This is a genomic window from Methanolobus bombayensis, from assembly GCF_017873415.1.
GTDB lineage: Archaea > Halobacteriota > Methanosarcinia > Methanosarcinales > Methanosarcinaceae > Methanolobus > Methanolobus bombayensis.
Genome location: NZ_JAGGKD010000013.1, coordinates 19,596 through 44,290, shown reverse-complemented (window position 1 = coordinate 44,290; position 24,695 = coordinate 19,596). Strand labels below are relative to the sequence as shown.

The 24,695-nt window shown below is 39.1% G+C and carries 28 protein-coding genes; 6 read left to right on the top strand and 22 right to left on the bottom strand.

What is annotated here, in order from left to right:
- Positions 1–10: 10 nt before the first annotated feature.
- The gene (locus J2746_RS12200; RefSeq protein ID WP_209621363.1) at positions 11–706 is read right to left on the bottom strand and encodes a metal-dependent hydrolase; all 696 of its coding nucleotides are present in this window, start codon (positions 704–706) and stop codon (positions 11–13) included.
- An 81-nt stretch (positions 707–787) separates the two neighbouring features.
- On the opposite strand from J2746_RS12200, the gene J2746_RS12195 reads away from it, so the two are divergent.
- Entirely contained in the window at positions 788–1,963 is a 1,176-nt protein-coding gene (locus tag J2746_RS12195; RefSeq protein WP_209621361.1) for a DUF2117 family protein, read from the top strand.
- A gap of 99 nt (positions 1,964–2,062) precedes the next feature.
- Complete coding sequence (mreA, locus tag J2746_RS12190; RefSeq protein ID WP_209621356.1) at positions 2,063–2,443, top strand: MreA family transcriptional regulator; 381 nt, start codon at positions 2,063–2,065, stop codon at positions 2,441–2,443.
- Between the two features lie 21 nt (positions 2,444–2,464).
- Here mreA and J2746_RS12185 read toward each other — a convergent pair whose 3' ends face one another.
- Complete coding sequence (locus J2746_RS12185; RefSeq protein WP_209621390.1) at positions 2,465–2,677, bottom strand: hypothetical protein; 213 nt, start codon at positions 2,675–2,677, stop codon at positions 2,465–2,467.
- The gene (locus J2746_RS14915; protein WP_280921245.1) at positions 2,674–2,799 is read right to left on the bottom strand and encodes a hypothetical protein; all 126 of its coding nucleotides are present in this window, start codon (positions 2,797–2,799) and stop codon (positions 2,674–2,676) included. Before J2746_RS14915 ends, J2746_RS12185 begins: the two co-directional genes overlap by 4 nt.
- 201 nt (positions 2,800–3,000) lie before the next feature.
- Between J2746_RS14915 and J2746_RS12180 the strand changes: the two genes are divergently transcribed.
- Positions 3,001–3,693, top strand: coding sequence for a hypothetical protein (locus J2746_RS12180; protein ID WP_209621354.1), 693 nt, complete (start codon positions 3,001–3,003; stop codon positions 3,691–3,693).
- Here the strand turns inward: J2746_RS12180 and J2746_RS12175 are convergent, their stop codons facing one another.
- On the bottom strand, positions 3,694–4,431 hold the full coding sequence (locus tag J2746_RS12175) for a MinD/ParA family ATP-binding protein (RefSeq protein ID WP_209621351.1): 738 nt from the start codon (positions 4,429–4,431) through the stop codon (positions 3,694–3,696).
- Between the two features lie 5 nt (positions 4,432–4,436).
- The gene (locus tag J2746_RS12170) at positions 4,437–4,775 is read right to left on the bottom strand and encodes a helix-turn-helix domain-containing protein (protein WP_209621348.1); all 339 of its coding nucleotides are present in this window, start codon (positions 4,773–4,775) and stop codon (positions 4,437–4,439) included.
- 233 nt (positions 4,776–5,008) lie between these two features.
- On the opposite strand from J2746_RS12170, the gene J2746_RS12165 reads away from it, so the two are divergent.
- The gene (locus tag J2746_RS12165) at positions 5,009–5,695 is read left to right on the top strand and encodes an RAD55 family ATPase (RefSeq protein WP_209621346.1); all 687 of its coding nucleotides are present in this window, start codon (positions 5,009–5,011) and stop codon (positions 5,693–5,695) included.
- 17 nt (positions 5,696–5,712) lie between these two features.
- Here J2746_RS12165 and J2746_RS12160 read toward each other — a convergent pair whose 3' ends face one another.
- The 15 genes from J2746_RS12160 to J2746_RS12090 form a co-directional block, all read right to left on the bottom strand.
- The gene (locus J2746_RS12160; RefSeq protein WP_209621344.1) at positions 5,713–6,294 is read right to left on the bottom strand and encodes a hypothetical protein; all 582 of its coding nucleotides are present in this window, start codon (positions 6,292–6,294) and stop codon (positions 5,713–5,715) included.
- Between the two features lie 22 nt (positions 6,295–6,316).
- On the bottom strand, positions 6,317–7,081 hold the full coding sequence (locus J2746_RS12155; RefSeq protein WP_209621343.1) for a GNAT family N-acetyltransferase: 765 nt from the start codon (positions 7,079–7,081) through the stop codon (positions 6,317–6,319).
- A 16-nt stretch (positions 7,082–7,097) separates the two neighbouring features.
- The gene (locus tag J2746_RS12150; RefSeq protein WP_209621341.1) at positions 7,098–9,833 is read right to left on the bottom strand and encodes a Rad2 family DNA repair protein; all 2,736 of its coding nucleotides are present in this window, start codon (positions 9,831–9,833) and stop codon (positions 7,098–7,100) included.
- A gap of 12 nt (positions 9,834–9,845) precedes the next feature.
- Positions 9,846–10,616 carry a roadblock/LC7 domain-containing protein gene (locus J2746_RS12145; protein ID WP_209621339.1) on the bottom strand — a complete coding sequence of 257 codons (771 nt, stop codon included), beginning with the start codon at positions 10,614–10,616 and terminating at the stop codon, positions 9,846–9,848.
- A 19-nt stretch (positions 10,617–10,635) separates the two neighbouring features.
- Positions 10,636–11,706, bottom strand: a complete 1,071-nt coding sequence (locus J2746_RS12140; RefSeq protein WP_209621337.1) for an RAD55 family ATPase — start codon at positions 11,704–11,706, stop codon at positions 10,636–10,638.
- The gene (locus J2746_RS12135) at positions 11,703–12,104 is read right to left on the bottom strand and encodes a hypothetical protein (RefSeq protein ID WP_209621336.1); all 402 of its coding nucleotides are present in this window, start codon (positions 12,102–12,104) and stop codon (positions 11,703–11,705) included. Before J2746_RS12135 ends, J2746_RS12140 begins: the two co-directional genes overlap by 4 nt.
- 5 nt (positions 12,105–12,109) lie before the next feature.
- The gene (locus J2746_RS12130) at positions 12,110–13,027 is read right to left on the bottom strand and encodes a hypothetical protein (protein WP_245250143.1); all 918 of its coding nucleotides are present in this window, start codon (positions 13,025–13,027) and stop codon (positions 12,110–12,112) included.
- A 34-nt stretch (positions 13,028–13,061) separates the two neighbouring features.
- Positions 13,062–13,649 (bottom strand): hypothetical protein, encoded by a 588-nt coding sequence (locus J2746_RS12125; RefSeq protein ID WP_209621334.1) that lies wholly within the window; start codon positions 13,647–13,649, stop codon positions 13,062–13,064.
- Between the two features lie 197 nt (positions 13,650–13,846).
- Positions 13,847–14,710: a GNAT family protein gene (locus J2746_RS12120; protein ID WP_209621332.1), complete on the bottom strand. Its 864-nt coding sequence runs from the start codon at positions 14,708–14,710 to the stop codon at positions 13,847–13,849.
- A gap of 7 nt (positions 14,711–14,717) precedes the next feature.
- Positions 14,718–15,794, bottom strand: coding sequence for a histone deacetylase family protein (locus J2746_RS12115; protein ID WP_209621329.1), 1,077 nt, complete (start codon positions 15,792–15,794; stop codon positions 14,718–14,720).
- Positions 15,794–17,857 (bottom strand): histone deacetylase family protein, encoded by a 2,064-nt coding sequence (locus J2746_RS14980; RefSeq protein ID WP_209621326.1) that lies wholly within the window; start codon positions 17,855–17,857, stop codon positions 15,794–15,796. The genes J2746_RS12115 and J2746_RS14980 overlap by 1 nt, the downstream gene beginning before the upstream one ends.
- A gap of 34 nt (positions 17,858–17,891) precedes the next feature.
- The gene (locus J2746_RS12105; RefSeq protein ID WP_209621323.1) at positions 17,892–18,830 is read right to left on the bottom strand and encodes a hypothetical protein; all 939 of its coding nucleotides are present in this window, start codon (positions 18,828–18,830) and stop codon (positions 17,892–17,894) included.
- A 140-nt stretch (positions 18,831–18,970) separates the two neighbouring features.
- Positions 18,971–19,639, bottom strand: a complete 669-nt coding sequence (locus J2746_RS12100) for a hypothetical protein (protein ID WP_209621320.1) — start codon at positions 19,637–19,639, stop codon at positions 18,971–18,973.
- Between the two features lie 39 nt (positions 19,640–19,678).
- Positions 19,679–20,458 (bottom strand): archaellin/type IV pilin N-terminal domain-containing protein, encoded by a 780-nt coding sequence (locus J2746_RS12095; RefSeq protein ID WP_209621317.1) that lies wholly within the window; start codon positions 20,456–20,458, stop codon positions 19,679–19,681.
- Between the two features lie 56 nt (positions 20,459–20,514).
- Positions 20,515–21,324 (bottom strand): archaellin/type IV pilin N-terminal domain-containing protein, encoded by an 810-nt coding sequence (locus J2746_RS12090; RefSeq protein WP_209621314.1) that lies wholly within the window; start codon positions 21,322–21,324, stop codon positions 20,515–20,517.
- Between the two features lie 155 nt (positions 21,325–21,479).
- On the opposite strand from J2746_RS12090, the gene J2746_RS12085 reads away from it, so the two are divergent.
- Complete coding sequence (locus J2746_RS12085) at positions 21,480–22,271, top strand: hypothetical protein (protein WP_209621311.1); 792 nt, start codon at positions 21,480–21,482, stop codon at positions 22,269–22,271.
- A complete protein-coding gene (locus J2746_RS12080) occupies positions 22,264–22,626 on the top strand; it encodes a hypothetical protein (protein ID WP_209621308.1) in 363 nt (120 codons plus the stop codon). The genes J2746_RS12085 and J2746_RS12080 overlap by 8 nt, the downstream gene beginning before the upstream one ends.
- A 342-nt stretch (positions 22,627–22,968) precedes the next feature.
- Here J2746_RS12080 and J2746_RS12075 read toward each other — a convergent pair whose 3' ends face one another.
- On the bottom strand, positions 22,969–23,751 hold the full coding sequence (locus J2746_RS12075; protein ID WP_209621305.1) for an archaellin/type IV pilin N-terminal domain-containing protein: 783 nt from the start codon (positions 23,749–23,751) through the stop codon (positions 22,969–22,971).
- A 44-nt stretch (positions 23,752–23,795) separates the two neighbouring features.
- Positions 23,796–24,608 carry an archaellin/type IV pilin N-terminal domain-containing protein gene (locus J2746_RS12070; protein ID WP_209621303.1) on the bottom strand — a complete coding sequence of 271 codons (813 nt, stop codon included), beginning with the start codon at positions 24,606–24,608 and terminating at the stop codon, positions 23,796–23,798.
- Positions 24,609–24,695 lie beyond the last annotated feature (87 nt).

Here is a 24,695-nt window from a genome sequence, read left to right as displayed (position 1 = left end):
ACCCCTACGATTATAAAATAATTGGGCTGTCAATTTCCATGATAATCACATCTGCATTGGACATCGTTTTTACATGAGATGCAAAAACATTTGGATCCTTTGAAATTACATCAAAAGTGTTATAGTGCATTGGAATTGCAATTTGCGGGCGCAACATCTTCACAGCCAGTGCGGCATCTTCAGGACCCATGGTGTAGCGTCCACCTATAGGAAGAATTGCAACATCAGGTTTGTAAAGCCTGGATATAAGTGCCATATCACCAAAAAGACCCGTGTCACCAGCATGATATATAGACCTGTCATCTGCTTTTATAATAAAACCGGCAGCTTTTCCACCATCTATCTCCCTCCCTGATTCATCAATGGAGGAAGAATGTCTGGCATCTGTCATTGTAAAACTTAAGTTTCCAATATTTACTGTTCCACCGATATTCATTCCTTCTGTTTTAACATTTTTTGACTTCAGGTATTGCGAAAGTTCATGTATACACACCACTTTAGATCCTGACCTTTTAGCTATCTCCACAGTATCCCCCAGATGATCACTGTGCCCGTGAGTGACTGCTATAATATCAGGGAAGAGTTCATCAGCCCTGACAGTTGCTGATGGATTGCCTGTTATGAAAGGATCAATAAGGACCGTGATGTCCTCCAGGTCTATCTGAAAACATGAATGTCCAAGCCAGGTAAGTACAAGGTTTTCCATGTATGAAATACATTACATGAGAATATGAGCTTATCGACAGGGGCAGTAATAAATTTATGTTGAGAAGCAGAATAGACTGCCATGGAAATAGGTATAGTTGTGCATGGACCTGATGTTGTGGATTCAGGAATGGCAGCAAAAGTTATTGAAAAATTGGAATCACTGGGAAATATTAATGCCATAATGGCAGGGACAATAGGGAAAACAGCTGTCCTTGATGCACACCTTGAAAAAATAATTGATATTAGCAAAAGTCTGAAGCCAAGTAAATGCATAGAAGAATTTTTTCTTACAAAAGACCTGGTCATACTTCTGAATCACGGCAAAACAACTGATAACGGGCTTCTTTTTGCAAATATTGTTGTTTCAAGGGTCAATGACCGAAACGTAAAACCTCTGATACACATCGAACGTCCGGGACTACCCGACGGAAAAATAATACCATGGAATCATCTCTCTGTGTCCATGGCAGAAAAAGTGTCGGCAATGTTTGAAATGAAACTTGAAAAATTGCCTGAGCTTGTCAGAACCATAAACATCGAAGACCATGGACATCGTATTATCAGGAATGTATATGGTGTTCATGTCGGAGAAAAGATCATGGTCAACGGGATCATAGTAGGATTTGCGGAATCCGAAGACATCCATATTGTGAGTGAGAATGGGTTCATTACAGAGATCCGGGGTGCCCGAATAAAAGACCACGGGCTGGAAAAGCTTCACGGGTATAAGAACAGAATCCCAATTGATCTGCGCACATGCTGGGTCAAGAGCGGACCTCTTCGAAGTGGTAAATTCTTTCTACGAAAGAAAAAGCTTACTAATGGAAAATCAGGAAATATAGCACTCTCAGAAGCCTTTTCCAACAATAAATCTGAAGCATTACAAGGAATGATCAGAGCGGTCATCATTGATCACGAAGCAGAGAGAACATTTGAACTGATCGGTGAAGCAGATATCGCTGTAACGATTGGTGACGATACAACCGATATTGCCGCAGATATACTCTATCGACTCAGAATCCCCATTATTGGGATCACTGATGGAGATATTGATGGATTTTCACATATGAAACACATTTATCCCGGCTCAACAGTGATACGCCTGAAACCCGGAAATGATGACATAATCGGGAAAAAGATCCAGGAGACTCTTTTTAATGGAAACCCGACTGGAGACTTCAGCTCAATTAATACATTAAAGAACAATATATTCACATTGTCGAAAGAATTCATCATTTTTAGAAAAGATTATTAATTATTATCTGCTTTAAATTTGCGCATATATAACTTTAAATATAATAATGTCATACTATAGTATAGAGCTCACTAGAGCACAACGTAATAAGGGGTTATTATGAAAGACTTTGAAGTAAAGATACTTGATGACACAGACTATAAGTTCATAGAAGCACTGAAAAGCCTGGGAATGTCCAGGAATGTTGCAACCACGCTTACCTACCTTTCAAACGTGGATGAAGCATCTTCTCAGGAGATTGAAATGAGCACCGGTCTGAGACAGCCAGAAGTTAGCGTTGCCATGAGGCACATGCGTGAAAGAAACTGGATTGATATCCACAACAAGAAAGCAGTTGGAAAAGGCAGACCTACAAAAATCTACAGACTTTCCGCTCCTGTTGAAGATATCATCAAACACTATGAGCAGAAGATCATAGAAGACACTAAGACAACGATGGATGCCATCACAAAACTTAAAGACATTACTAAGAGAATGTGATGTTGTTAAGTGTGTCCGGTCCTATCCCTGCGAAGCAATGCACATGATAGTCAGATTTCCGGGCACAGCTATTCCATCTATAGGAACAGCTTTTTTATCTTTTAAAAGAAGGACAGTTTCCTGGTTTATACCAAGAAAGTCCAGAACATTTTCATAAGTAGAACCATTCGGAACCTCAAGTTTTTTACCTGCCATGTCCGAATTGATTAGTTCAATATCAATCGTTATTGTCAATCTGTTTTTTCACCTTCCGGGGAAATCAGGTCTTCGAGGTTTTCCTGTATAAGTTTTGCATCTAGTTCTTCGTATTTCTTTTCACCTTTTCTTTCATAGTCTCTTTTATGGAACTTTGACATACAAAAACACCTCAAATAAAATCTAATGCAATAGTTATTAACCTTTTCGGGAAGGAATCAATCAGATAAGCTGAGTCATTGAAAAGACCAAAGTACAAACCACTTTAAATCCTAAAAAAATGATAGAGTGTAGTGTCAATTAGAAAAATATAAATGCTACCTGGCATAGTATAATTATACATCACAAATAATAAAAAAATAGTGAAAAAGATGCAGGTGGATAATAGTAAGAATCAGGGGGCATTTATAGAACTTCTTTCTTTGCTCAGAGAAAAAAGCTCAGTTTTTTGCTACAAAAGTGATTCAAAAGCAAGGGGCTTTGCAACTATGCTTGCACAGGAAATCCAAAAAGAAGATAATCTACCTGTGATCCGAATCTGCTGGAACGAGAACGAACAGGAGAATCACAATTTTCCCAGTGATACATGCTCTTTCTATATTTTCAGGAATTATACCACTTCACTGATACAAATCCAAAAAAAAATTTCCAGAAAAAAGTACCTGATTGTTGTATCAGACATAAGTAAACTGGAAGAGGGGCAGAATTCACGTCCATATCTCCGCTTTCTGTCAATCCTGCTTCGCAAGAGTGAAGAATATGGGAGTACAATGATAACAACCATTGATTCTGATTCACAGACACCACTTATAAGATCTGAACTTATACCACACTTTAACAACTATTATTTGATAGAAAATGGGAAACTAATAATCGATAATAAGGAAATTCCCAACCTGAAATATTCAATCAGGGATGACAGATTATATCTGGAACCTGTTCTTCAGGATGATTTGAATAAAATAAAAGAAATCTTCAGCCTGACAGCCGAAGAGAAAAAAGAGCTGGACAAAATAGTTGGCCAGAGTTTTGATGAATACAGAACATCCCTGTAATCATGTATATTTTTCTTCTAAAATCTTCTCTGATATAGTTTTCAGTTCTACGCAATAATCACATTCAGGATCATCCTGCATAGCAATCTTCCTGGACCATGTTTTTCCAACAAAATCATCATATGAGATGAGTCCAAGGAGTTCCGTTCCAAGCTTATCACTGAAATCAGAAACTATGGATGTTATATCATTTCTCTTTTCCACAGGTATCCTGTTAAACAGCAGAGCCGCATGGGTTCCCAGTTTTGAAGACATGCTGGAAAGCACATAGGTTCCCCTTATGTCCTGAACATCAATTGTTGAAACAATTATTGCCTTATCCACAAGGTTCATTGTCAGAAGACTGGACTTGTTAATACCAGGACTGCAGTCAAAAAGGAAATCATCAATGCCAAGCTTTTCTTGCAGCTTTTTCATAAGATTAAGTAATTTATCCCTGGCTTCTCCGGGGGTGTTGAACATGGCAGAGATATCTTCTTCACAGGCTTTAGAAGGAACTATATAGAGATCAGTGTCCCCATATTTGTAAACAATATCTTCTGCAGCACAGACGCCCTGCAAGAAGTCGATAAGCGTCATTTCATATCTTATATCAAAAAGGGAATGCAAACCGGGACCGTTAACATCAGTATCAATAATACACACTTTCTTTCCTTTTTGAGAAAGCATGACACCCAGGTTTCCTACAAAAGTTGTTTTACCCGTACCTCCCTTATAAGAATGAAAACTCAGAAGCATTTTCCTCACCCAAGTAACTGATCAAGTTTGCTTTCAACCTCTTCCACCGCAGACCAGTATTCATTACTCTTGTTATCCACTTTCTGGCTAAGTGAATAATAAATCTTTTTACCCTTTCTTTCTCTTTCAAGCCACCCGGCCCTATAGAGTTCATTAAGATATTTGTTCTCAATTGAACGGTGTCTTCCTGTAACCTCACTTACTTCATCAGCTGTACATGAAGTCAACTTTGAAACAGCAAAAAGTGATTTGCGGATAGAATCAGGAACGGTAAGGAAAACAGCCATTTTATCATTGATCGCAGGAGAATTACGAGCTTCAAGATCTGCTATACGTAACTCCAATGATTTCAAACGATCATTTATATCTTTAAGATATTCCAAAATCCCATTATTGTTATGAAGCTCAGACATAATCATCAACATGAAGGAAAGTTTTTTGATATTTACTATTCAATTTAATTGAACTGATTATATATAAGCTTGCTTAAATACATCCGATAATATCTAAGGACTTTATCACTAATCTTTTCAGATGTACGACAAATATATAAAATATCAAATCGTAAATAAAAGCAATGGACGGAATGAGAAGCCCATCATACATTAAAAAACTGGATGATCTTCTTTGCGGGGGACTTATAAAACCATCATGCATCCTGATTGCAGGTTCATGTGGAGTGGGGAAAACGAATCTTTGTATGCAATCACTTTTCAATGCTGCCAAAGAAGGTGAAAGATGTGCTTACGTATCCTTACTTTCTGAATCAGAGACAAAGATAACCAGGGCAATGTCTTCATTTACATTTTATGATGAGAATCTTATAGAGGACAAACTGAAGATTTTCTCTATTAACTCAGATGTAGTGGCAAAAGGTGATTTTGCGATATTCGAATACATCAATGAGAACATCCTGAAGGATAAGCCATCAAGAGTCGTTATTGACACCATGAACGTCCTGGAAGACATCGAAAGCACATTCGATGAACGACCTTTCCATAAATCCGAATTAAGGGCCTTTGTGCAGAACCTTTTCCAGGAATTTGATGAGAATGAAATACTGCTGTTGGCTACCGGAGAAATTCCTGCATCAAATATTAATGAGAGCATATGGTCTTATATCTTTGATACTGTTATTGTGCTCGACATTCAAAATGATGATGAAAACAATTACAGGTATCTTGAGATAATCAAGGAAAGAGGAAGTGACTTTATTACAGGCAAACACAAATTCACCATCACAAACGATGGAATCTCCTTTTAATATAAAATGGGAACAATTCAGAGATGGAAGTTCAAATCATTTAGTTCCCGCTGGCAGTGATTTTTAATAATATTGTTAAGTCTCATACGTACTGTCTTAATGCCTTCCTCACTGGTGAAATGAGATAGAACATCCGTGAGCTGATCCACCATGAACTGATAATCCCTTTCAGTGCCCATGTCCCTTAGTTTCTGTATAGCAGCCTCTGAAGCTTCAGGAGTCCATTCATCATTCGTATAATAGATCTTGTCCTCAACTTCAAGCTTCTTCCTGGCAACGTCATTGTTAACCCTGGCAAATATCAGCTCCACTGTATGAGGATCACCGACAAACTCATTCATGAACTGCATGATATCCATGACAACTTCAAAATACGGGATCTCAGGATTTTCGCATTCCTTAAAAAGCTGTGACAATTCCAGACGTATGTTCTTTTCTGCAGGCTTTAAAAGATAACTGGTAATATCATCGATTATAGCTGCACAATTGCCACTGTCCATATCTGAGGATAATTCGTACGTATTTGACGGTAATACATTGAATTTTCCATAATATTTCAATAAATTCTTACGCAAACGCTGGACATCTAAATTTGCCAAAATATCACCTGAATTATCTAAATTATTTGAAATCAAATCCTCTGATAAAAGAGTTCATCTCACCTTTAAGTTTGTTATCCAGAAGTTCCCTTGAACTTTCAAAGAGAGTTAAGAAATCACTTATATCTTCAGAAGAGATATTCTTACCCATATTATGCCTGAATTTAAGTGCTTCGTAACTTCCTATAAGTTCTGGCATCACCATCCTGGGATAATTTCCAGCCATGGTTTTAAGCATGTTCTTTGCACGTGGATATTGAAGGATGAGATAACCTTCATATCTTGAAGAGAGTCCACTGTTTTTAGGATTCAGCGGTTTGAACCGAAGTTTTTCCTTAAAAAACCTTGATGCTCCAGGATTGTCAGGCATCGTTATTACATTGCTTTTCAAATGCTTAACAGCAATAGCAAAGAGCAATCTGCCAATACCAACATGTCTGTGCGATGGATGGATCTCTATACTCCTGAGCAAATGAATGGAATGATTTACAACATTGGTTTTTCCACGGTATGTTCTTTCTGTTTCTTCTGAAATTTGCTCAAATCGTGCAAAACCAAGGAGTTTATTCTCATCCTGTATTGCAATAAATAATGAATGACCGGAACTAATGGAACTTTTCAGCAGGAAATCATATGGCATTCCAAACTTATTATGAAAATAATTGAACCCCGCATTGCTGGCATTTCCAATATCAATATCAAGCTGGTCTATCGATGAGCCTGTTTCAAGCACACCATACTGGATATTTCCTGCCACATGCAATATATTCAAATCTTTAACTGACATTTTTTACCATCTGATATTAAACATTCAAAGTACCTGTGACTGAATAGAATGTGTATCTTCCTTTCTTAGTTGCACTCACAAGTTTTTCCTGTTCCAGATAACCCATTACAAGAGAAAGCTTTTCAAAGTCAATAGGATAACCATTTTCCTTGATCTGTTTCTCAAGCTGCTTCATTGTTGCAGAGCCTGCAATAGAAAGCTGTCCGATTATAACTTCCTCTATTGGCATGTCAATAAGTCTTATTGGCTGTGGCTGTCCTGAAATATAAGGTTCATCCAGCTCAGATCCTGATAATTGAATTTCCACCGAGCCATCGGGAACCGCCATAGAATCAATAGTCACAGAATCAGGATCAAGGGTTTGTTCCTCTGTAATAATTTCTGCAGCATCAGATTCGTTGTTTACAGGCTCATAATCCACAGATTCAAAATTAACAGGGACATCTTCAGAATCCTGAAGTAAAGTGGTCTCATCAGGGGCAAAGTCCTCCAGATTCAGTGCTTCACCGGGAACAACTTCTGAACTGATGTCATCAGGTTCAAGATCAAGAGGAAGTTCTTCATAAGTAAGATCTACAGACTCAGGTTCAGCAGATTCAAAATCAACAGAGACATTTTCAGAATCCTGAAGTAAAGTATCCTCATCAGGAGCAAACTCCTCAAAATTAAGTGGTTCACCGGGAGCAACTTCAGATATGTCTTCTTGTATGGAAGAAAACTCTAAAACTTCAGGGTCATCTACACTTATTTCCGAATTCATGTCCGCAGATTCCGTATCAATAGGGAACTCTTCCAGAGTAGGTCCTACACCATCGGTTTCAACGGATTCAAAATTAACAGGAACGCTTTCAGAATCCAGATTAAGAGAGTCCTCATCAGGGGTGAAATCTTCCAGATTCAATGGTTGCGGAGAATGATCTGATGTTTCTACCTGCATTCCGGATTCTTCAATAAGTTCCGGACCATTTACAGTAACTTCAGGATTTAAGCTCAGAGATTCAAGATCAGATTCATGATCATCAGGTATTTCCTCTGGAGCAACTTCGGCAAACTCAGGCTCAACAGATTCAAAATTAACGGGGACGTCTTCAGTTTCTGAAAATAAATTATCCTCATCTGGTGCGAAATCTTCAAGGTTCAGTGGTTCAGTGGAAATATCAGCATTTGCTTCTGTGGTTTCTTCAAGGGATAAAGCATCTTCCTCCACAGGTCTGGGAGAAGAACCTTCGGCATCCTGAGCATCAAGATCGGATTCAGAAGTTTGGACTGATTCATCATTGGCCGGAATATGTATCTGGAGCTGCTCCTGCAGGGAATTGAACATTCCACCCACCATGGTCTTAAATGACTCCATTTCTGAGGCTATCAACATAATTTCCTCTTTGCTTGCTTTAGAAGTAACGATCTCCTCAAGTTTAGCCATATCATGAGCATCAGCGTTCTGTGTTTCAGCTATTGATGATTCTGTGATGGTTTCGTCGATATTTCTCTGGTCAGATGCTTCCGAAGATGATGCATAAGAAGTATCTTTTATCTCGACTAGCGTCTGATTAAGCTTACTGATTGCCTTGGTATGCAGGTTCACTGCTTTTGCAATGCTTTTCATCTGCTCCTTGATATCTTCAAGCTGCTGATTATTGGAAGCAATATCTTCAAGCTGGTTATTCTGTAATTCTGCAATGAAACTAACATTTTCAGTAAGATTGGCTAGTTCATCACCATGGCCCTGAAGAGTGGAATAAACTTCCTCAAGGTGTTCTTCATGTGAAACGACTTTTTCAATCGTATATTCACGGCTTCCGGTCTCAACAAAAGAACGGAAATCCTGGGAATTATAATTAGGAACATGCTGGTACAGCATTTTGAATAATTCCACATAAGTACCATGTATCTGTTTAACAGAAACTATCTTTGAAGAAATGGCATCTGACAATCCACGTACAGCAAATATTTCATTCTCAAACCTGAAAAAATCTACTCCTGCACTGAATTCACGGACACTGTCCCTTGCGGCTTCAACCATATCACATGACTCACGGTCACCATATATCTCGATCATTGCGAAATAGAGGTCGTTCAGGGTCTTTGCATAGGTTATTTCCAGGACATCAGGAGGTACCTTTGTAGGGTCCAGGGATTCAGCATTTACAGAATCCTCTGCTTCTGCAACACGTCTGAGCCTCTTGGAAAACTGATCAAAATCTTTCTTAAGCTCCTGGAAGTCAGAATCATGTGCCTTTGAGGAAAGATCATTCTGTACACTTGATAATTGGTTTTCACTTGAATCCAGGGATTCGGTCATCTTTGTATGCAGATCGTTGAATTTTTCTTCAAACATGAATAAACGTGTTTCCAGCTCAGAATAGCGGGTTTCAGCATCTTTAATTCTTAAAAACAGTTCTTCCTGCAATGCCGAATTATCATCATTGATATCAGAACCATTAAGGTCTCCTCTACCCTTTTCTCCTTTTGCCACAACATCCGGGTCATCGTCAATTATCATGAGGGATTTTTCAGTATCAGAAATTGCCTGTTCTGAAGTTTCTGAAATTACAGAATAGTCATCCATAGTCCCTTCACTGGCTTCCATCTCATCATCTATGTCACTACTTTCATTCAGCTCACCGTCTGTAATTTTGTCAACATGAGCTTCAGCATCTTCCATTGCATAATCCCGTGATCCGTTTTGTGAAACACCATGATCTATATTTCCAGGGTCACATGTTTCCAGTACACATATTTCTTCATCCATAACAGATCACCTTCACACGAAAGACTCAAGTTTATGCTGAATATCGGGTATCCATTCAGCTTCACACACATCTGCCACATAATCCCCATGGAGCGGTCGTATCTGGTCCCGGATTATCATTTCAACAAGTAATGGCCACAAATCCTCTGTCATCCATTTAGGAGATGAAGCAATTTCATTGAAAGCCATGGCAAGTACCTGCTCAACTTCTCCCCTGCCCATGACACCTGTGATCTTCTCTTTGATATCAGCAAGAATTTCCATATTCTTCTTGTATTCAGAAGATTGTGTGTACATTTCATCGAACACGATCTTTGACAGAATTCTAAGTTCACTGGCTACTTCCGCAGGATAGGTGTCCAGTTGTTCCTTTGTCATTGGACGCTGCTCAAAAATATGCTGCATAACAGCTTTGGCAACTTCTATCTTATCCATGTTCTCTGCAAGATCTGCTTTTCCTGTGAACAAGGATATTAAGAGTGCTCCGCGTCCCACTGATGAGAAAATAACCGTACCGAACTCATATTCAATAACTGACTGTTTAAGTCCCATGGCAAGCTGCTGGCTCACATGCAACAGGTTGTTGCTGATAAGATTTGTTAGTTCGAATATCTTGGGACCAATACTTTCCGGTATGTAGGATGCATAGATCTTTCCGTCAGCACCGGCAAAGAGCAGTACATCCACATCACTGGATTGGTGTGTCCTTTTAAGTTGTGCGACCAGAGCAAACTTCAAAAGGGAAACATCCTCAAGGTCATCTTTTGTTTTTTTTGCTGACACGTCAACCCACCTCAGTTGATCACTGGATCATTTCTTCCAGTTCGCTCAGATTGTCTATTTCAATAAGTGGTTCATCATCCTGGGAATATTCTTCTTCCTGAACGGGTTCAACATCCTGCTGTATAACTTCTGCAGATTCTGCGACTTCGGGTTCTGTAATCTGAGAAGCTGTCTCTTCCCTGCGTTTTTCAAGTTCTTCTTTGGTAATTGTATCATTGAGACCCTGGGATTCGAAGAATATCTGCAGTGTTTCCTTTGGAGAGAATGGATATGACCAGTTCTCTTTGACATACACAAGACGTTCAAGCATTCTTTCATTGGCACCAAGGTCAGCAGCCGTACGAATGGCTTTGTCAAAGACATCATCATACTTGCGTACATCCTCAGCAGATACAAGCGGAGTAGTCCTGACCACAACACCGACACCACGGACAAAGATGTAAGGATAGACCTCCTCACCATGTCTTGTTGCACGCATTTTTACAATCTCAAGGGCCCTGTTAAATGCTCCTCCAATTGGCCTGTATGTCAGGTGCACGGCACCATCAGACATGTAAATAGGGATAAGTACATCCTCACCAATGGTCTCACCGGGAGAAGCATGTTCTTCTGTTGTGATGAGAACAGGGCCAAGCTGCTTCAGAGTATAGAACAGCTTTGTTATAATCTCACGCTGCTCCTGCTTATCCTGAACGGCCCATATAAGCGGAGTAAGCGGATCGATGACCACCCGGGTCTTTACCGCATAGTTCTTGTTTGCCTCTACAAGTGCCGGAAGTTGTTCATCGACAAGCTTTACAAAGTCCTTACCTTTTGAATGGAAGAAGAAAAGTTCTTTTTCATAATAACCATCAAGATTAAAACCCAGCATCTTTGCTTCACGCAGGATCTGCTCAGGTGGTTCTTCCATACTTATATAAAGTCCGTTCTCACCATGTTCAAGTCCGTAATTCAGGTACTGCATTGCAAAAGTGGATTTACCCGTACCACTTGAACCTACTACCAGCATAGTGGTGTTATCACGTACACCGCCTTCAATTACCCTGTCAAGACCTGCAATTCCGGTTGGTATCCTATCTTCACTGCTCATTTGAGTTCCTCCGGAAGTTTAATTTCATCAAGGTTGCCTAATTCACCAATATCCATAATTTCTGTATTCTCTGTAATCCCTTCAAGTCCTGGTTCTGAATCTGGTAAAGGAGACCCATCCTCTATTGAAAGAATAAGTGACTCATTACTGTCAAAAGGAAAGCTTTTTTCAATATAGACCGACTCAATGGAGTGACCCATGATCAACATGTAATCACTAACTTCAACCCATCCGGTTTCATTTTTAACAACAACATTTTTCAGAAGTACATTGTTGTTTTTCCGGTCTATCTTTTCACATTCACCCCTGTAGTGTGAATTATTTGTGATCACCCTTACATTCTCACCTGCAAAATCATCCAGATGAGTGTATGGCGAAACTGATCTGTAACCTGCCATAAAAATCACGATTGCTCCTTCTTCATTTTAGAAAGAAGCTCGGCAAAACTATCCGTCTTTTTAGCTTCTTCCTGTATTTTTGCGGTTTCTTCAGATACTTCCGGCGAAGGTTCCTTCTGTTCTTTCTGCTGTGGAACCTGTATCTTTTTGGCCATTTCACCGAAAGCTCCACCAAATGTATTGTGCGATTCAGCGATTGAGGAGAGTTCTTCCTGAAGCTTCCACGGTGGATCGAATATCTTCTCCTGAACCGGCATATTGCTGGCAAATTGCATGTAGGCATTGCCTATTTCCGAGAGACGACCACTCTCAAGTAATTTATAAATTGTCAATGTCTTTACTCTGTCCCTTAGTTCATTATCATCAACAGGCGGTCTGACACCGGAAAGTATCATTTTGTCATGTTCATCAAGCATTACCTGATATGCGGATATAGGCTGGAGATCAACCTTGAATTTGCATACAGGATCACCGTTCTTGATACATTCTGTTTCTTCAACGGAACATTCAAGTTCAAGGTCTTCCCTGAAGAATCTGTGAAGTGCATCTGTTGTGGCTACACATACCTTTTGATTCTGCAGTGCAGGATAAAAATTACACACCGGATTGTTCGGGACTGCAAATATGTAATGCATTGGTGCATAAGATATCAGCTGCATGTTCCCAAGACCGATATCCTTGAAGAATTTCATATGGAACTTGTAGAGAGATGTTGATCTTATCAACTCTATTGTACTCGCTTTAAGGAATTTTCTGGTTTCGTTCCATGGAACTTTGGCTTTTGGGAACTTATCACTTATGTTCTGCTGGAGCTTCAGCAATGCCCCAAAAGCACCCATCGATTGGCCAAAACTACCTTCCTGTGCCGGAGGCGGGCCACCGGCAGAATCTGTCATAAACGGAGGGAGACCAGGATCAGCCAATTATAATTCCTCCTTTGTGGTGATTAAATCCATATCACATCATCTCCTTGATCTGTTTCAGTCCCTGTTCTGTAAGCTTACCCGAGGTGTCACACATGTTTGCCTCCCTCAGGCTCTTGAAACTTGTTGCAAGTGTGTCGTTGTCCACACCAATAAAGAAAGTCAGTTTTTGTAGATCGTTCACACCTGTGTGAAGCATGTAAAGAAGCTTCTTATCAACATCAGAAAGTGATTGTTGTTTTGGAGGTGTGCCACACATTGGTTGCAGATAAGCTTTGAGTGTATTGATCACTGCTTCATTACCTGCAAGTAAAGCGGTAGCTGACGCCGTGGCTCCTTCTACAACAGATGATGGCTGAAGATAATCTATCATAAGAATATGTGAAGTTCCGATAGTACGCTGAGACTTTACCCTGATTGGATTAGGAACTTCTCTGCCTACCATTGTAATGTTTTTAAGAGGAATTGTCAGCCATCCTCCGCCTTCTGAGAACCACAGATTTAGATTGGTAAGGTAGAGAACACCTTTCTCCCAATTATCAGAGTAAAGGGAATTACCCATCATCACTGCTTTATAAATATAACTTAAATCAACTTTTGCGATACCCTGCTCTTGAGCCATATGAAAAGACCCCATATAAATATATATCTAGTATTATAATTATAGATACTATTGTATTGAGGGTATTAATACCCTTCTGTTGAAATAAGGAAAATCATAACTTTTGCACTTTCAACACAAAAAAGTGCAATTAAAAATACATAATTAAATTTATATCAGAATCAAATACTGATAAAAGTCAAAATATAAATGTGAACTTACTTTTTCCTCACAGGAAGGAAATACCGTTCGACACTACAGCTAGTGCATATAAAAGCAGTACCACTTCTTTTACCTGTAACCATGTATTTGTTCACAAGGAAATTCCCACATTTACAAGGAGACATCATTTTTTGTTCTCCGAGGAACTTTCCTTCGAAATCTACAGGACCTGATTCATCTTCCGGAGGTTCTTCACCAGGAACATGCGTAGTCACATGTGCAGAACATTCTGCAGAAGATTCTGATACTTCAGATTCCTTCTTCATATTAATAAGAGAATCACTAACTGCTTCCTTAGGGAAAAGTTTGAGTCTGCAGGATTTTACTTTGTCATCATAAGGGGTGATCCCATCACACACAACTATCTGCTTTCTGTTCTCTTCAAGTACAAGATAACCCGGATAATTACCAAGATCAACAGAACTATTGTGTGTTGGCTCTACAAAATTCAATGATTCAAAGAACAATTTTGCTATTTTATTTACGGGTTTGGTGATAATGTGTCCCACAAGTATCCCTGAGATAAAGCAGAAAATCTTCTTCCCCATACCCATTCTGGCAAGTTTGGGAGATACTTCTATGCCACGCAGAACATATACTGGCCTACCATCGCTGGCAGGAGAACTCCATCGCTCATTCATAGACCAACCAACAACAGTATTGTCCCTGACCGCAACCACAAGAACCACAGAAGGTCTTTTAAGCCAGCTCTTGAAATTTGAGACATAGTCCGACATGCCCAGATATTTTCTGAAATAAGTGAATTCGCCTATTGTTAACTTGTCCAGCTCAAAAGCATGTTCAAGTTTATAAAAAGTTATATCATCATCACTTATCCCAAGTTCGAACATTTCGACCAACTATCCTTTAACTGCGATTCCATGGACCCCAATATGGTTCCAGCCTGCTTTTCAGAAGAGAGAGATTATTGTTGAACTCTTTTCTGGTTTTAACATGTCTCGATGCAAGCAGGTCTATCTGATCGACATCATCCTTTACATTCTCAAACCCTGCCAATGCACGAAGGACAACTGATGCAAGAAGACCAAGATCTTCATGGTAGCCACCTTCAAGCAGGGTTACAACGTCCCATTTACTTGCAAGTTTAAATATTATTCTATAGTAACCATCGACAGTTAAATTAAGTTTTGCCAGCGGCTCCTTGTAATAAGCATCAAAACCACATTCAAGAATAACTATTTGAGGATTGAACTTATCAAGCACCTTTTCAACAACCTCATCATAGAAAAGTGAATATTCCGGATTTCCTGATTCTGTTGGCATTTCCATATTGATACAATAACCAAGTGCCGGCCTAACACCAATATCCCTGATAAAACCCTTGAAAGGATAAAGGGTTTTCTGATCCTGATGCATTGATACACATAATACATTCGTGTCAGCTTCAAAAGCATCATAAGTGCCATCTGAAGCATGGGCATCAATATTGATAATAGCAATTCGTTCCAGACCCTTTACCTCACGAAGATAACGGGCAAGAATCCCCGAATTATTAAAAATACAGAAACCACTGCACGAATCAGGACCTGCATGGTGACCAGGTGGACGAACAATTGCAAATGCATGCCTGCATTCTCCTGAAACAACAAGATCACCGGCTTTCAGAACACAACCAAGTGCTTCGAGAACCACATCAAAAGAGGAAGGACAAACATAAACGTCATTTCCCGGGCTTTGTCGTGGGTCTTTTGTACAAGTCCTTATCAGTTCAACATATTCCTGAGTATGAACTCTCAGTATATCATTTACAGATGCAGGTAAAGCATCATAAAAACGACAGTTTTCATCATCAATAAGACCACTGTTTTTAAGATATTCCATTATATTCTTGATCCTTAAAGGATTTTCAGGACAGGGATAACCATTCATTAAGGAATCATGCAAATGATGGTTACTGTTGAAAGTAAGACCTACCCGGTTCATCAGGCCACCTGTGATGAGAATACAGGATGATTTCGTTTAGATTCAGCAACTTTTTTCCTGGCCTCTTCAAATATCTGCTTCTGTTGATTACGTTTATAGCTGGATGTTTGCTGTTTATCATTTACAGGATTCGGACGTCCTTGCAGGGAACTCAGTACACTGTGGCATAACTGGCCATTAAAATCATGATAACCACCTTCAAGCAGGAATACAATTGGTCCTTTGAATACAGAATGCAGTTTTGCAGTCATCTGGTGATAACCATCAGAATCAAGTTCCAGTCCTATATTCATTTCCTGATAGTGTGCATCAAAACCACAGCTCAATATTATAAAATCAGGGTTGAAATGTTCTACCATAGGAAGAACCACTTCGTCAAAAGCAAGCATATATTCATCATTGCTTGAACCTTCAGGCATTTCCACGTTCATTGTATAACCCTTGCCGGCATTCTCACCAACCTCAGTACTAAAACCTTTTCGCGGATAAAATCCATGAGGATCACGATGCAGAGATAACAACATTACACTGGGATCTTCATAGAATATTTCCATAGTACCGTCACCTGCATGTGCATCCCAGTCAAGGATCATCACCTTTCCCACCTTTCTGTTATGCTGAAGATGTCTAGCAAGCACTGCTGCATTGTTAAAAAGACAAAAACCACCGTACTTCTGGGAACTTGCATGATGTCCCGGAGGACGTGTCAGGACAAAAGCATGAGTGAATTTACCGTCCACAAGAAGGTCACCTGCCTGCATGGCTGCACCTGCTGCAGTCCTGGCAATCTCATAAGAACCTGAAGTCATATAGGTACTGTCACCAAGGAAACCACCACCTGAACCTGAATAGGACTTAACGAAAGAAATATATTCCTTTCCATGAACCCTGTGCAGATCCTCTTCACTTGCTGCCTGGAAATCACCGATCAGTGTACATGTACCATCTGAAAACACATTGTTCTTTTCCAGATACCACATGGCTTTGATTATACGCTCCGGTTTTTCATGAGTAATGATGGAAAGTAAGGATGCATCATGTTGCATGTGATCTTTACTGTAAAGGAAAGCTATGTTTACAGGAGATGAAGGATTGTCCGGAACTTTGTTAATGGGTTTTGCTGTCTTCTTTGCACCAGAAATTGCAGGCGGATTATTTGAAAATGATGCATCTACGGAAGTTTTTTCAGAAGCTTTACGGAATAGTTTAGATATCTGTGAGTCAGATACTTTTTGAGAAGGATGTTTTTCTGAAGTCTGTACAGAAGAGAAAGGCTCTTTTTTTATGTTTCCTGAAACTTCAGGCTTTAATGGGGAAGATGTCGAAACCTTATCATTAACTTTCTTTCTTTGAGGAGAAGGTTCTGATGATGAAGGAACGCTTCTGGTAGTTTCAACCATTGGTTCCTGTTTAACTTGTGAAGGTGCAGCCTTTGTTTGTTGTGAAGTTATTGGCTTTCTGGGTGCACCTGTTTTTTCCTTAAGGTTAAACTCATTTTGCGGTTTACTGGTGTTTTTAGCAGTAAGAGTCTCTTTTTTCGGAACGGTACCAGAAGATTCATCATGATGATAAGAGGAAACCTTTGGAACTTTAGAAGTTCGTTCCAAAATATCAGAAACGGTTTTTGAGTAATCCCGGTCCTTGCTTTCAGAAGATTTTTCCGGTTCTTCAACTTCGATTTCAACAGACTGATAGGACACATCATCAAAAGCATTTGATAAAACATCCGGAACCCCCTGGCCAAAAGCAGGAGATGATACTGCAGGCTCCATTTGCATATCCTGGTCATCAGAGTAGGTGATGGTCTCATCTCCGGCTTCAATAAATCCTTCACCAATAACAATCATTTTTTTGGCTTCATTGCCTTCAACGGATTTACTGGATTTTTCCTCTATACCGGATTTGATCAGATCAAGAATAGCATTTTCTTCTGAGAGATCAATACTGCTTTTCCCAGGCTGTTTTCCATCGAAATAAGACAAAAATGCCTCATTTAATTTTTTCATAACATCCGGAGACAAATGATTAGCAGATTCCTCGTTTTTGTTTGTATCTGACGACACCCATATCACCCACAATATAATTCAGTCTATAAATTCACTGCACCTGCAACCACACAGGGTCGAGCACACCTATGTATTTGTTCCCTCCGAAATTGAATACCACAGTTGGTTCTTCAATTGAAGCCCAGCCTGAAAGTTTTGGTTTTACTACCCATGTTCTTTTTACGGTTTCACCAGGAGCTATATTATCAAAGAAAAGATTGATCTTTTCAGGCTCAAGAGAATTTGCGAATTTAGCTTTAATGGCAAAATCATTGTAAGGCTGTTGCGTGAAATTCTTCACCCATACATCAACTGTAGCTGTTTTGCCTACTGTGATCTGCTGAGAAGGAACGAATTTGACATACTGTGCAATAGACTCCTTCTGTATAGGAGTTGCACCGGAAACATCTATAGTCCTGCTGTTTTCCTTTTTCTTAGCTTTGTCTTTTCTGTCAAGATAGAGACCAAGAACAAGCATGACTAAAGCAAAAACAAATATAAGCGGAGCATTGTTTGCAATAACATCTATTTTCGTAGATTCCACATCAACATCCACTACTTCTGCATTATCAAGAGTTAATGGAACTGTGAAAGATACTCTTGTAATAATCCATCCAAGCTGGCTATTCTGGAGACTGAAATAGATAGGAATATTACTTGTGCCACCCTCAGAATTTGATACTGTACAGTCAACTTCAACAACAGCAATTGATTCAGCAATTTCCTGAGAAACAATGTTTACTTCTTCAATAGTACCAGGTTCGATACCCTTGTTGGCAAAAATCATTTTTATACTTGCAACTGCCAGGAAATCCTTACCCGTATACATATTAAAAGCGGCGTTAAAGTCACCGTCGTTAATAGCAGTCATAAATGTGTTAACTGTTTCAGGTACTTCTTCCTCAGGATCACTACTGACACAACCACTACTGTATATGCTCAACAGAATAACAAAAATAACAACAATAGAACCATACATACGTTTCTTCATTCAAGCACCTGAAATTATCAATATAAGTATCAATGTAATGCAATAGAGTATGCAATATTATTAGCATACAATTATAATATAGACATAGTATTTAATTTTATTTAAGTTAATTGTATATAAGAGGGCTTAGAAAAAAGAAATTAAAATAAAGAAGGGAAAATAGAAAGGTCTGCAACAAAGTCAGATTTACCTACCTCTATCATAACGGCATACTCAAAAGTCTGGCGTCCATCTACCACAAATGACCGAATTCCGCTACGTCCCATAATCAACTGTCTTTCGGAATCACAGGATGTTTCCATATCATCGATTCCATTAACATCTCTCACTACCATATTAGAAGGCAAAGAAATACTCATTTTTTCAATTGCCGGATGGCCAAGAATCCATATGCTATGCTTTCCGGATTCAAGTGACCCAGGTACACCATAAACAATATTAGCTCTGACTCCTATTTCCGAAGTATTCACATTACCTTCTGCACCTGAAACTTCCAGGTCGAATGAATCAAGTGAAAGAGCCATATTTCCATCATCAATCAAAATATAACCTAAATACTGTATTGTTCCATTCTTCTTAAATTCCTGAACAAAGGTTTCAACTTCATCTTGAGTTACCATACTATTGTTATCGATATCAAGGCTTAAACGGAAAGCTTCAGAATCATTCCCGATATAGCGCTCATTTATTGTTAAATTCAGAGACGAATCATAAACCTGTATCTCATTTGTAAAAATGGCATCTGCAGACGAAACTGGAATAAAGAACAAAGATAGAATGATAAATATTAACAGAATTTTTTCTGACATACGATCCCTCAAAAAAGTGAAGGTGAATATTTATTCACCTTATGGATATAATTGTATCGTTTCTCTGGTACCATACGATGAAGGAGTGACAAACTCTGCCATAGAAGTGGCTCCGGCTTCAGGAGTCATTACTATTGTAACCGTAGAACGTGGAGCAAGGTCAAGATTGGAATCCTTCTGAGTTCCACCGGTGGTGACACCATCTATTGTTGTGTAAGAAAGGTCACCATCAGATACAACAGAAATGTAAATTGTCACCAGATCACCTGTATTCATAATAGGATTGGCCTGAGAAAATGAAACATCTTCATCCCTTATTTTTTGTACGGTGAAGAAATACATGCCATTTGCACCAGGACTACTCTGAGTACCATTTAATAGGTATAAAAGATTTGTCGCGGCTGTTTCAGATGATGAGAAATTGGCCATTGCATTTCCATAGGTTTTATCGTTGTTGGCATAAATAAGGTCATTTGTGTTAGTACCATCAGTTATGGAAATTATCAACTGATTAAGATCCACAGGAGAACTTCCGACATTAAGTCCCACCTTTACCTTGAGAAGGGAAATGTTTGAAGCCATACTTGTAGACGAAGTCTTTGCACGAACGCCTTCTATGTTTTTAACAACAAGATTTGATGATACTTCCTGTGTAGCCTGTTTCCCGGTTGACTGCGCTTGTTGCTGCAGTGTACCGGATGTCTGTATAAGTACAGATGCCGCTACAGCAGCAATCAGAACCATAGCTATGAAAATAATGAGAGTACCAATACCCACCTGGGCAGTATTGTTCCTTTTTAAACTGGCATTAGAGATCATAGTAACCTCTCAATGTAAAAGAATCTGCAGTGAGAACACCACAGATATCTCTTGCATTATGGATAGAGCTGTACTGTTTCTTTAACACCGTATGAAGATGGAGCTACAAAGTCAGAGGTTGTTGCTGCACCTGATTCTGGGGTTAGGACAATGTTCACAGTAGTCCTCGGTACAAGGTTAAGTCCTGAAGTCTTCATTCCGGATGAAACATTTGTAGTTCCCAGTGTTGAATAGCCGGCTGAGACTGCTGAGTCTGAAATTGTTGATATGTAAACTGTAATCAGATCCCCAGTGTTCATTACAGGATTACCCTGAGAGAATGATGAATCCTCATCACGAATCTTCTCTACAGTATAATAGTTATCAGAATTATTGAATGAGCTGCTTGCAGTAGTACTATTTACCAAGAGGTTCGCCAAATTTTCAGATGCACTTGATCCAAAGTTGTCCATGTCTCCGTTATCCTGACCTGTAGAGGCATATGATTTCTCATTTCCTGCGTAAACAAGATTATTTGCAGTTGTTCCATCAGTAATTGATATCACTACCTGATTTACGTCAACCGGAGAACTTCCGACATTAAGACCAACTTTGAGTTTAAGAAGGTCAATTGTACTTGACATATCAGTTGCACTGTTCTTTGCACGTACACCTTCAATGGTCTTTACCATAAGGTTAGAAGATACTTCCTGCGTTGCCTGCTTACCGGTTGACTGAGCTTTCTGCTGCAGAGTACCGGATGTCTGTATAAGAACCGCAGCTGCTACAGCAGCTACAAGGACCATGGCGATGAATATGATAAGAGTACCAATACCCACCTGAGCCTTAGTATTTTTTTTCAAATATAATGTATTGTTCGCTTTCATGCATATCCTCCTATAATCCATTAATATGGATGAATTTATATACTACATAATAATATATATATTAATTGGTTGGAAATCTCAAACACCAAACAGTGTAAGTTCGGCATGAGGAAACATTATATATTAACAATGTGTAAATAAAACAGAGGGATTAGATGAATGCAGGCTTGCTATTAAATGCAACAATCTGTTTTGCAATAACCATATCATCATTTGCTTTTGCATGGGTGCTTGCTCGCAACGAAGAAGAACATAGCGAGAAGAGTAAACCTGCTCTCTGGTCACTTGTAATTTTATGGTCCCTTGTAGGACTCACTTACCTGCCAACCACCATAAGGATGATAGCGGCTTACTTTGGAAAAGAAAATCTCGACATTATGATGTACAGCCTTGCAGTAATCCCATTTTCTTTTGTTGCAGTACCATTGGTATTTTTCATCCTTTATGTAATAGCAGGCAGCAAAAAGATAAGTGCATACATTTCACTGCTTTTTGTACTGTTTGGAGCTTCATTCCTGATGTTTCTTTTCACAAAAGGAATCATAGGTCCAATTGTTTCAGAATATGGATCTATATTTACAATAAATAGCGATATTGCCATTAACATATACATGATGGGGCTTTTTGTAATTCCAACAGCAATGATCATAGGGTTTTTACTTCTGATATTCCTGCAGAAAATGCCAAAACACCTAAGATACAGAACAGCTCTTCCACTTGTTGCAATCTCTTTTGTTTTTGACTTCATGCTTACAGACATGATCACCATGGTCGATGTGATGCAACTTGTTGCAAGGTTATTTGTATTAATAGGAACAGTGCTGGCATTCCTTGCTTATTTCCCACCCATGACATTACAGGAAAAACTGGGCATACAAAAATACCAGTACGAACTCTACGAAAAGGACATCGACATCGATGAAGAGGAGGAAGATGTTGATGTCTGAAGATATTGATGTAGGACTTGAACAGGCTGTGGCAGAATTCTATCAGTCAATGGGCATCCACCAGGGACCCGGAGACATACAATACAGGTTAATACTTCGAGTACTTGGGAAAAATGAGGGAAAGATCACAGAATTTTCCGAGATCAGAAAGTATACCGACCAATTTGCAGACAAAGGCAGCATAGGCAGTAAGATGAAAACTGTATTCCAGCTTGAAGGACTTGTGGAAAAAGTCAAACGTGGCGGATATATCGTCACTGACAAAGGAATAACAGCCTCAAATTTCCTGAAAGACAGCACTGCATTCTACAAGAAGAATAAGAGAATGGGAGAAATCATTGAGAGAATGCCCTGATCTTTATTAAGAATAAACATTGTTTTTTTTGAACTCTGAAAGAGAAGAATATGCTTCAAATATTGAACCGGAAGCTATAAGCCCATCATTGTAACATACGAAGTAGACGCTAAAAATAGTTGACATACACAGCTATAACTAACTACACTTTTATCGAATTTACTGCAATTTAAGAACCCATTTTAAGTAATACAATCAAACTACCCTATAGATAAAAGCAAGGTCAAAAATACTTCACAAAAGTTATATTTGAATCAGAAATCCACATAAAATAGAAGCAGATAACAATAATAAAATGTACAATTCAAAAAAATAAAATATAGTGAGATTTAAAATCTCACATTATGGATACAGCTGTACATTTTCTTTGATACCATATGAAGACGGAGTAACAAAGTCTGCAGTAGTGGCTGCACCAGATTCTGGTGTCAATACAATATTGACAACTGATCTTGGACCAATCACCAGGCCAGTATCATCCTGACCATCATTGGTAGCCATAGAACCAATATAATCAAATGCAGTATCACCTACAGCTACTGTGGAGATATAGAATGTCACAAGATCTCCTGTGTTCATAACAGGTTCTGCCTGGCTAAAAGACCCATCTTCATCTCGAATCTTTTCTACTGTAAAGAAATACTTTGCATTGTCACCAGGAGTTGTCTGTGTTGCCGTGGTCATATTATATTTATTTGCAGCGGCCGTGGCAGAACCTGAGAAATCTTTCATAGCATTCCCATATGTCTGCTCGTTGTTAGCATAGATAAGGTTGTTAGTAGTAGTTCCATCAGTAATTGAGATGACTACCTGGTTCACATCTACAGGAGAACTACCGACATTAAGACCGACCTTAAGTTCAAGCATTGAGATATTGTCAGCCATAGTAGTTGCATCGTCCTTAGCACGTATACCTTCAATGGTCTTTACCATAAGGTTAGATGAAACTTCCTGGGTTGCCTGCTTACCAGTAGACTGAGCCTTCTGCTGCAGAGTACCGGAAGTCTGGATCAAGACTGCAGCAGCAACTGCTGCCACAAGAACCATTGCAATGAATATAATCAGTGTACCTATACCAACCTGTGCACTTGTGTCCGATCTTATCTTTTTATTGTTTGCTTTCATATTATCAGCTCCAAAAAATGTGCGAAGAATCGCACATCGACAGATCATGGATACAGTTGTACAGTCTCCTTAACACCGTATGAAGATGGAGCTACAAAGTCTGCAGTTGTGGCTGCACCAGATTCAGGTGTTAGGACAATGTTTACAGTAGTCCTCGGTACAAGATTAAGACCTGATGTTATTAAACCAGCTGAAACATCAGCAGATCCAAGGGTTGGGTAACCACTTGACACTGCAGTATCGGAAGTTGTTGCAATATAAACAGTGATGAGATCTCCAGTGTTCATAACAGGATTGCTCTGTGAAAATGATGCATCTTCATCACGGATCTTCTCTACAGTATAATAGTGATCTGCGTTGTTGATAGAACTACTTGCACTTGTGTTGCCAGTTAATAGAGTCTCAAGATTCGAAGATGCATCAGAAGAACTAAATGAGTCCATATCACCATTGTCCTGTCCTGCTGATGCATATGATTTTGTATTGCCTGCATAAACAAGATTGTTTGCGGTTGTCCCATCAGTAATTGAGATTACTACCTGGTTTACATCTACAGGTGAACTTCCGACATTAAGACCGACCTTAAGTTTCAGAAGGTCAATTGTTTCTGACATATTAGTTGATGAAGTCTTGGCACGCACACCTTCAATGGTCTTTACCATAAGGTTAGAAGATACTTCCTGTGTTGCCTGTTTACCGGTTGACTGAGCCTTTTGCTGCAGAGTACCGGAAGTCTGAATCAATACAGCAGCTGCAACTGCTGCTACAAGAACCATAGCGATGAATATGATAAGAGTACCAATACCCACCTGAGCTCTGGTATTTTTGTTCAAATGTAATGCGTTGTTTGCTTTCATGTACGATCCTCCTCTTATATCCTATTATTTTTGGATATATTACTAATATAGTAATGAATAATATAAATACCATTTGGTTGGAAATCT

Coding starts and splice junctions, on each gene's coding strand:
- J2746_RS12200 (WP_209621363.1), bottom strand. CDS start 706: ATGGAAAACCTTGTACTTACCTGGCTTGGACATTCATGTTTTCAGATA.
- J2746_RS12195 (WP_209621361.1), top strand. CDS start 788: ATGGAAATAGGTATAGTTGTGCATGGACCTGATGTTGTGGATTCAGGA.
- mreA (WP_209621356.1), top strand. CDS start 2,063: ATGAAAGACTTTGAAGTAAAGATACTTGATGACACAGACTATAAGTTC.
- J2746_RS14915 (WP_280921245.1), bottom strand. CDS start 2,799: ATGTCAAAGTTCCATAAAAGAGACTATGAAAGAAAAGGTGAAAAGAAA.
- J2746_RS12175 (WP_209621351.1), bottom strand. CDS start 4,431: ATGCTTCTGAGTTTTCATTCTTATAAGGGAGGTACGGGTAAAACAACT.
- J2746_RS12165 (WP_209621346.1), top strand. CDS start 5,009: ATGGACGGAATGAGAAGCCCATCATACATTAAAAAACTGGATGATCTT.
- J2746_RS12155 (WP_209621343.1), bottom strand. CDS start 7,081: ATGTCAGTTAAAGATTTGAATATATTGCATGTGGCAGGAAATATCCAG.
- J2746_RS12150 (WP_209621341.1), bottom strand. CDS start 9,833: ATGGATGAAGAAATATGTGTACTGGAAACATGTGACCCTGGAAATATA.
- J2746_RS12140 (WP_209621337.1), bottom strand. CDS start 11,706: ATGAGCAGTGAAGATAGGATACCAACCGGAATTGCAGGTCTTGACAGG.
- J2746_RS12135 (WP_209621336.1), bottom strand. CDS start 12,104: ATGGCAGGTTACAGATCAGTTTCGCCATACACTCATCTGGATGATTTT.
- J2746_RS12125 (WP_209621334.1), bottom strand. CDS start 13,649: ATGGCTCAAGAGCAGGGTATCGCAAAAGTTGATTTAAGTTATATTTAT.
- J2746_RS12115 (WP_209621329.1), bottom strand. CDS start 15,794: ATGAACCGGGTAGGTCTTACTTTCAACAGTAACCATCATTTGCATGAT.
- J2746_RS12105 (WP_209621323.1), bottom strand. CDS start 18,830: ATGAAGAAACGTATGTATGGTTCTATTGTTGTTATTTTTGTTATTCTG.
- J2746_RS12100 (WP_209621320.1), bottom strand. CDS start 19,639: ATGTCAGAAAAAATTCTGTTAATATTTATCATTCTATCTTTGTTCTTT.
- J2746_RS12095 (WP_209621317.1), bottom strand. CDS start 20,458: ATGATCTCTAATGCCAGTTTAAAAAGGAACAATACTGCCCAGGTGGGT.
- J2746_RS12090 (WP_209621314.1), bottom strand. CDS start 21,324: ATGAAAGCGAACAATACATTATATTTGAAAAAAAATACTAAGGCTCAG.
- J2746_RS12085 (WP_209621311.1), top strand. CDS start 21,480: ATGAATGCAGGCTTGCTATTAAATGCAACAATCTGTTTTGCAATAACC.
- J2746_RS12080 (WP_209621308.1), top strand. CDS start 22,264: ATGTCTGAAGATATTGATGTAGGACTTGAACAGGCTGTGGCAGAATTC.
- J2746_RS12075 (WP_209621305.1), bottom strand. CDS start 23,751: ATGAAAGCAAACAATAAAAAGATAAGATCGGACACAAGTGCACAGGTT.
- J2746_RS12070 (WP_209621303.1), bottom strand. CDS start 24,608: ATGAAAGCAAACAACGCATTACATTTGAACAAAAATACCAGAGCTCAG.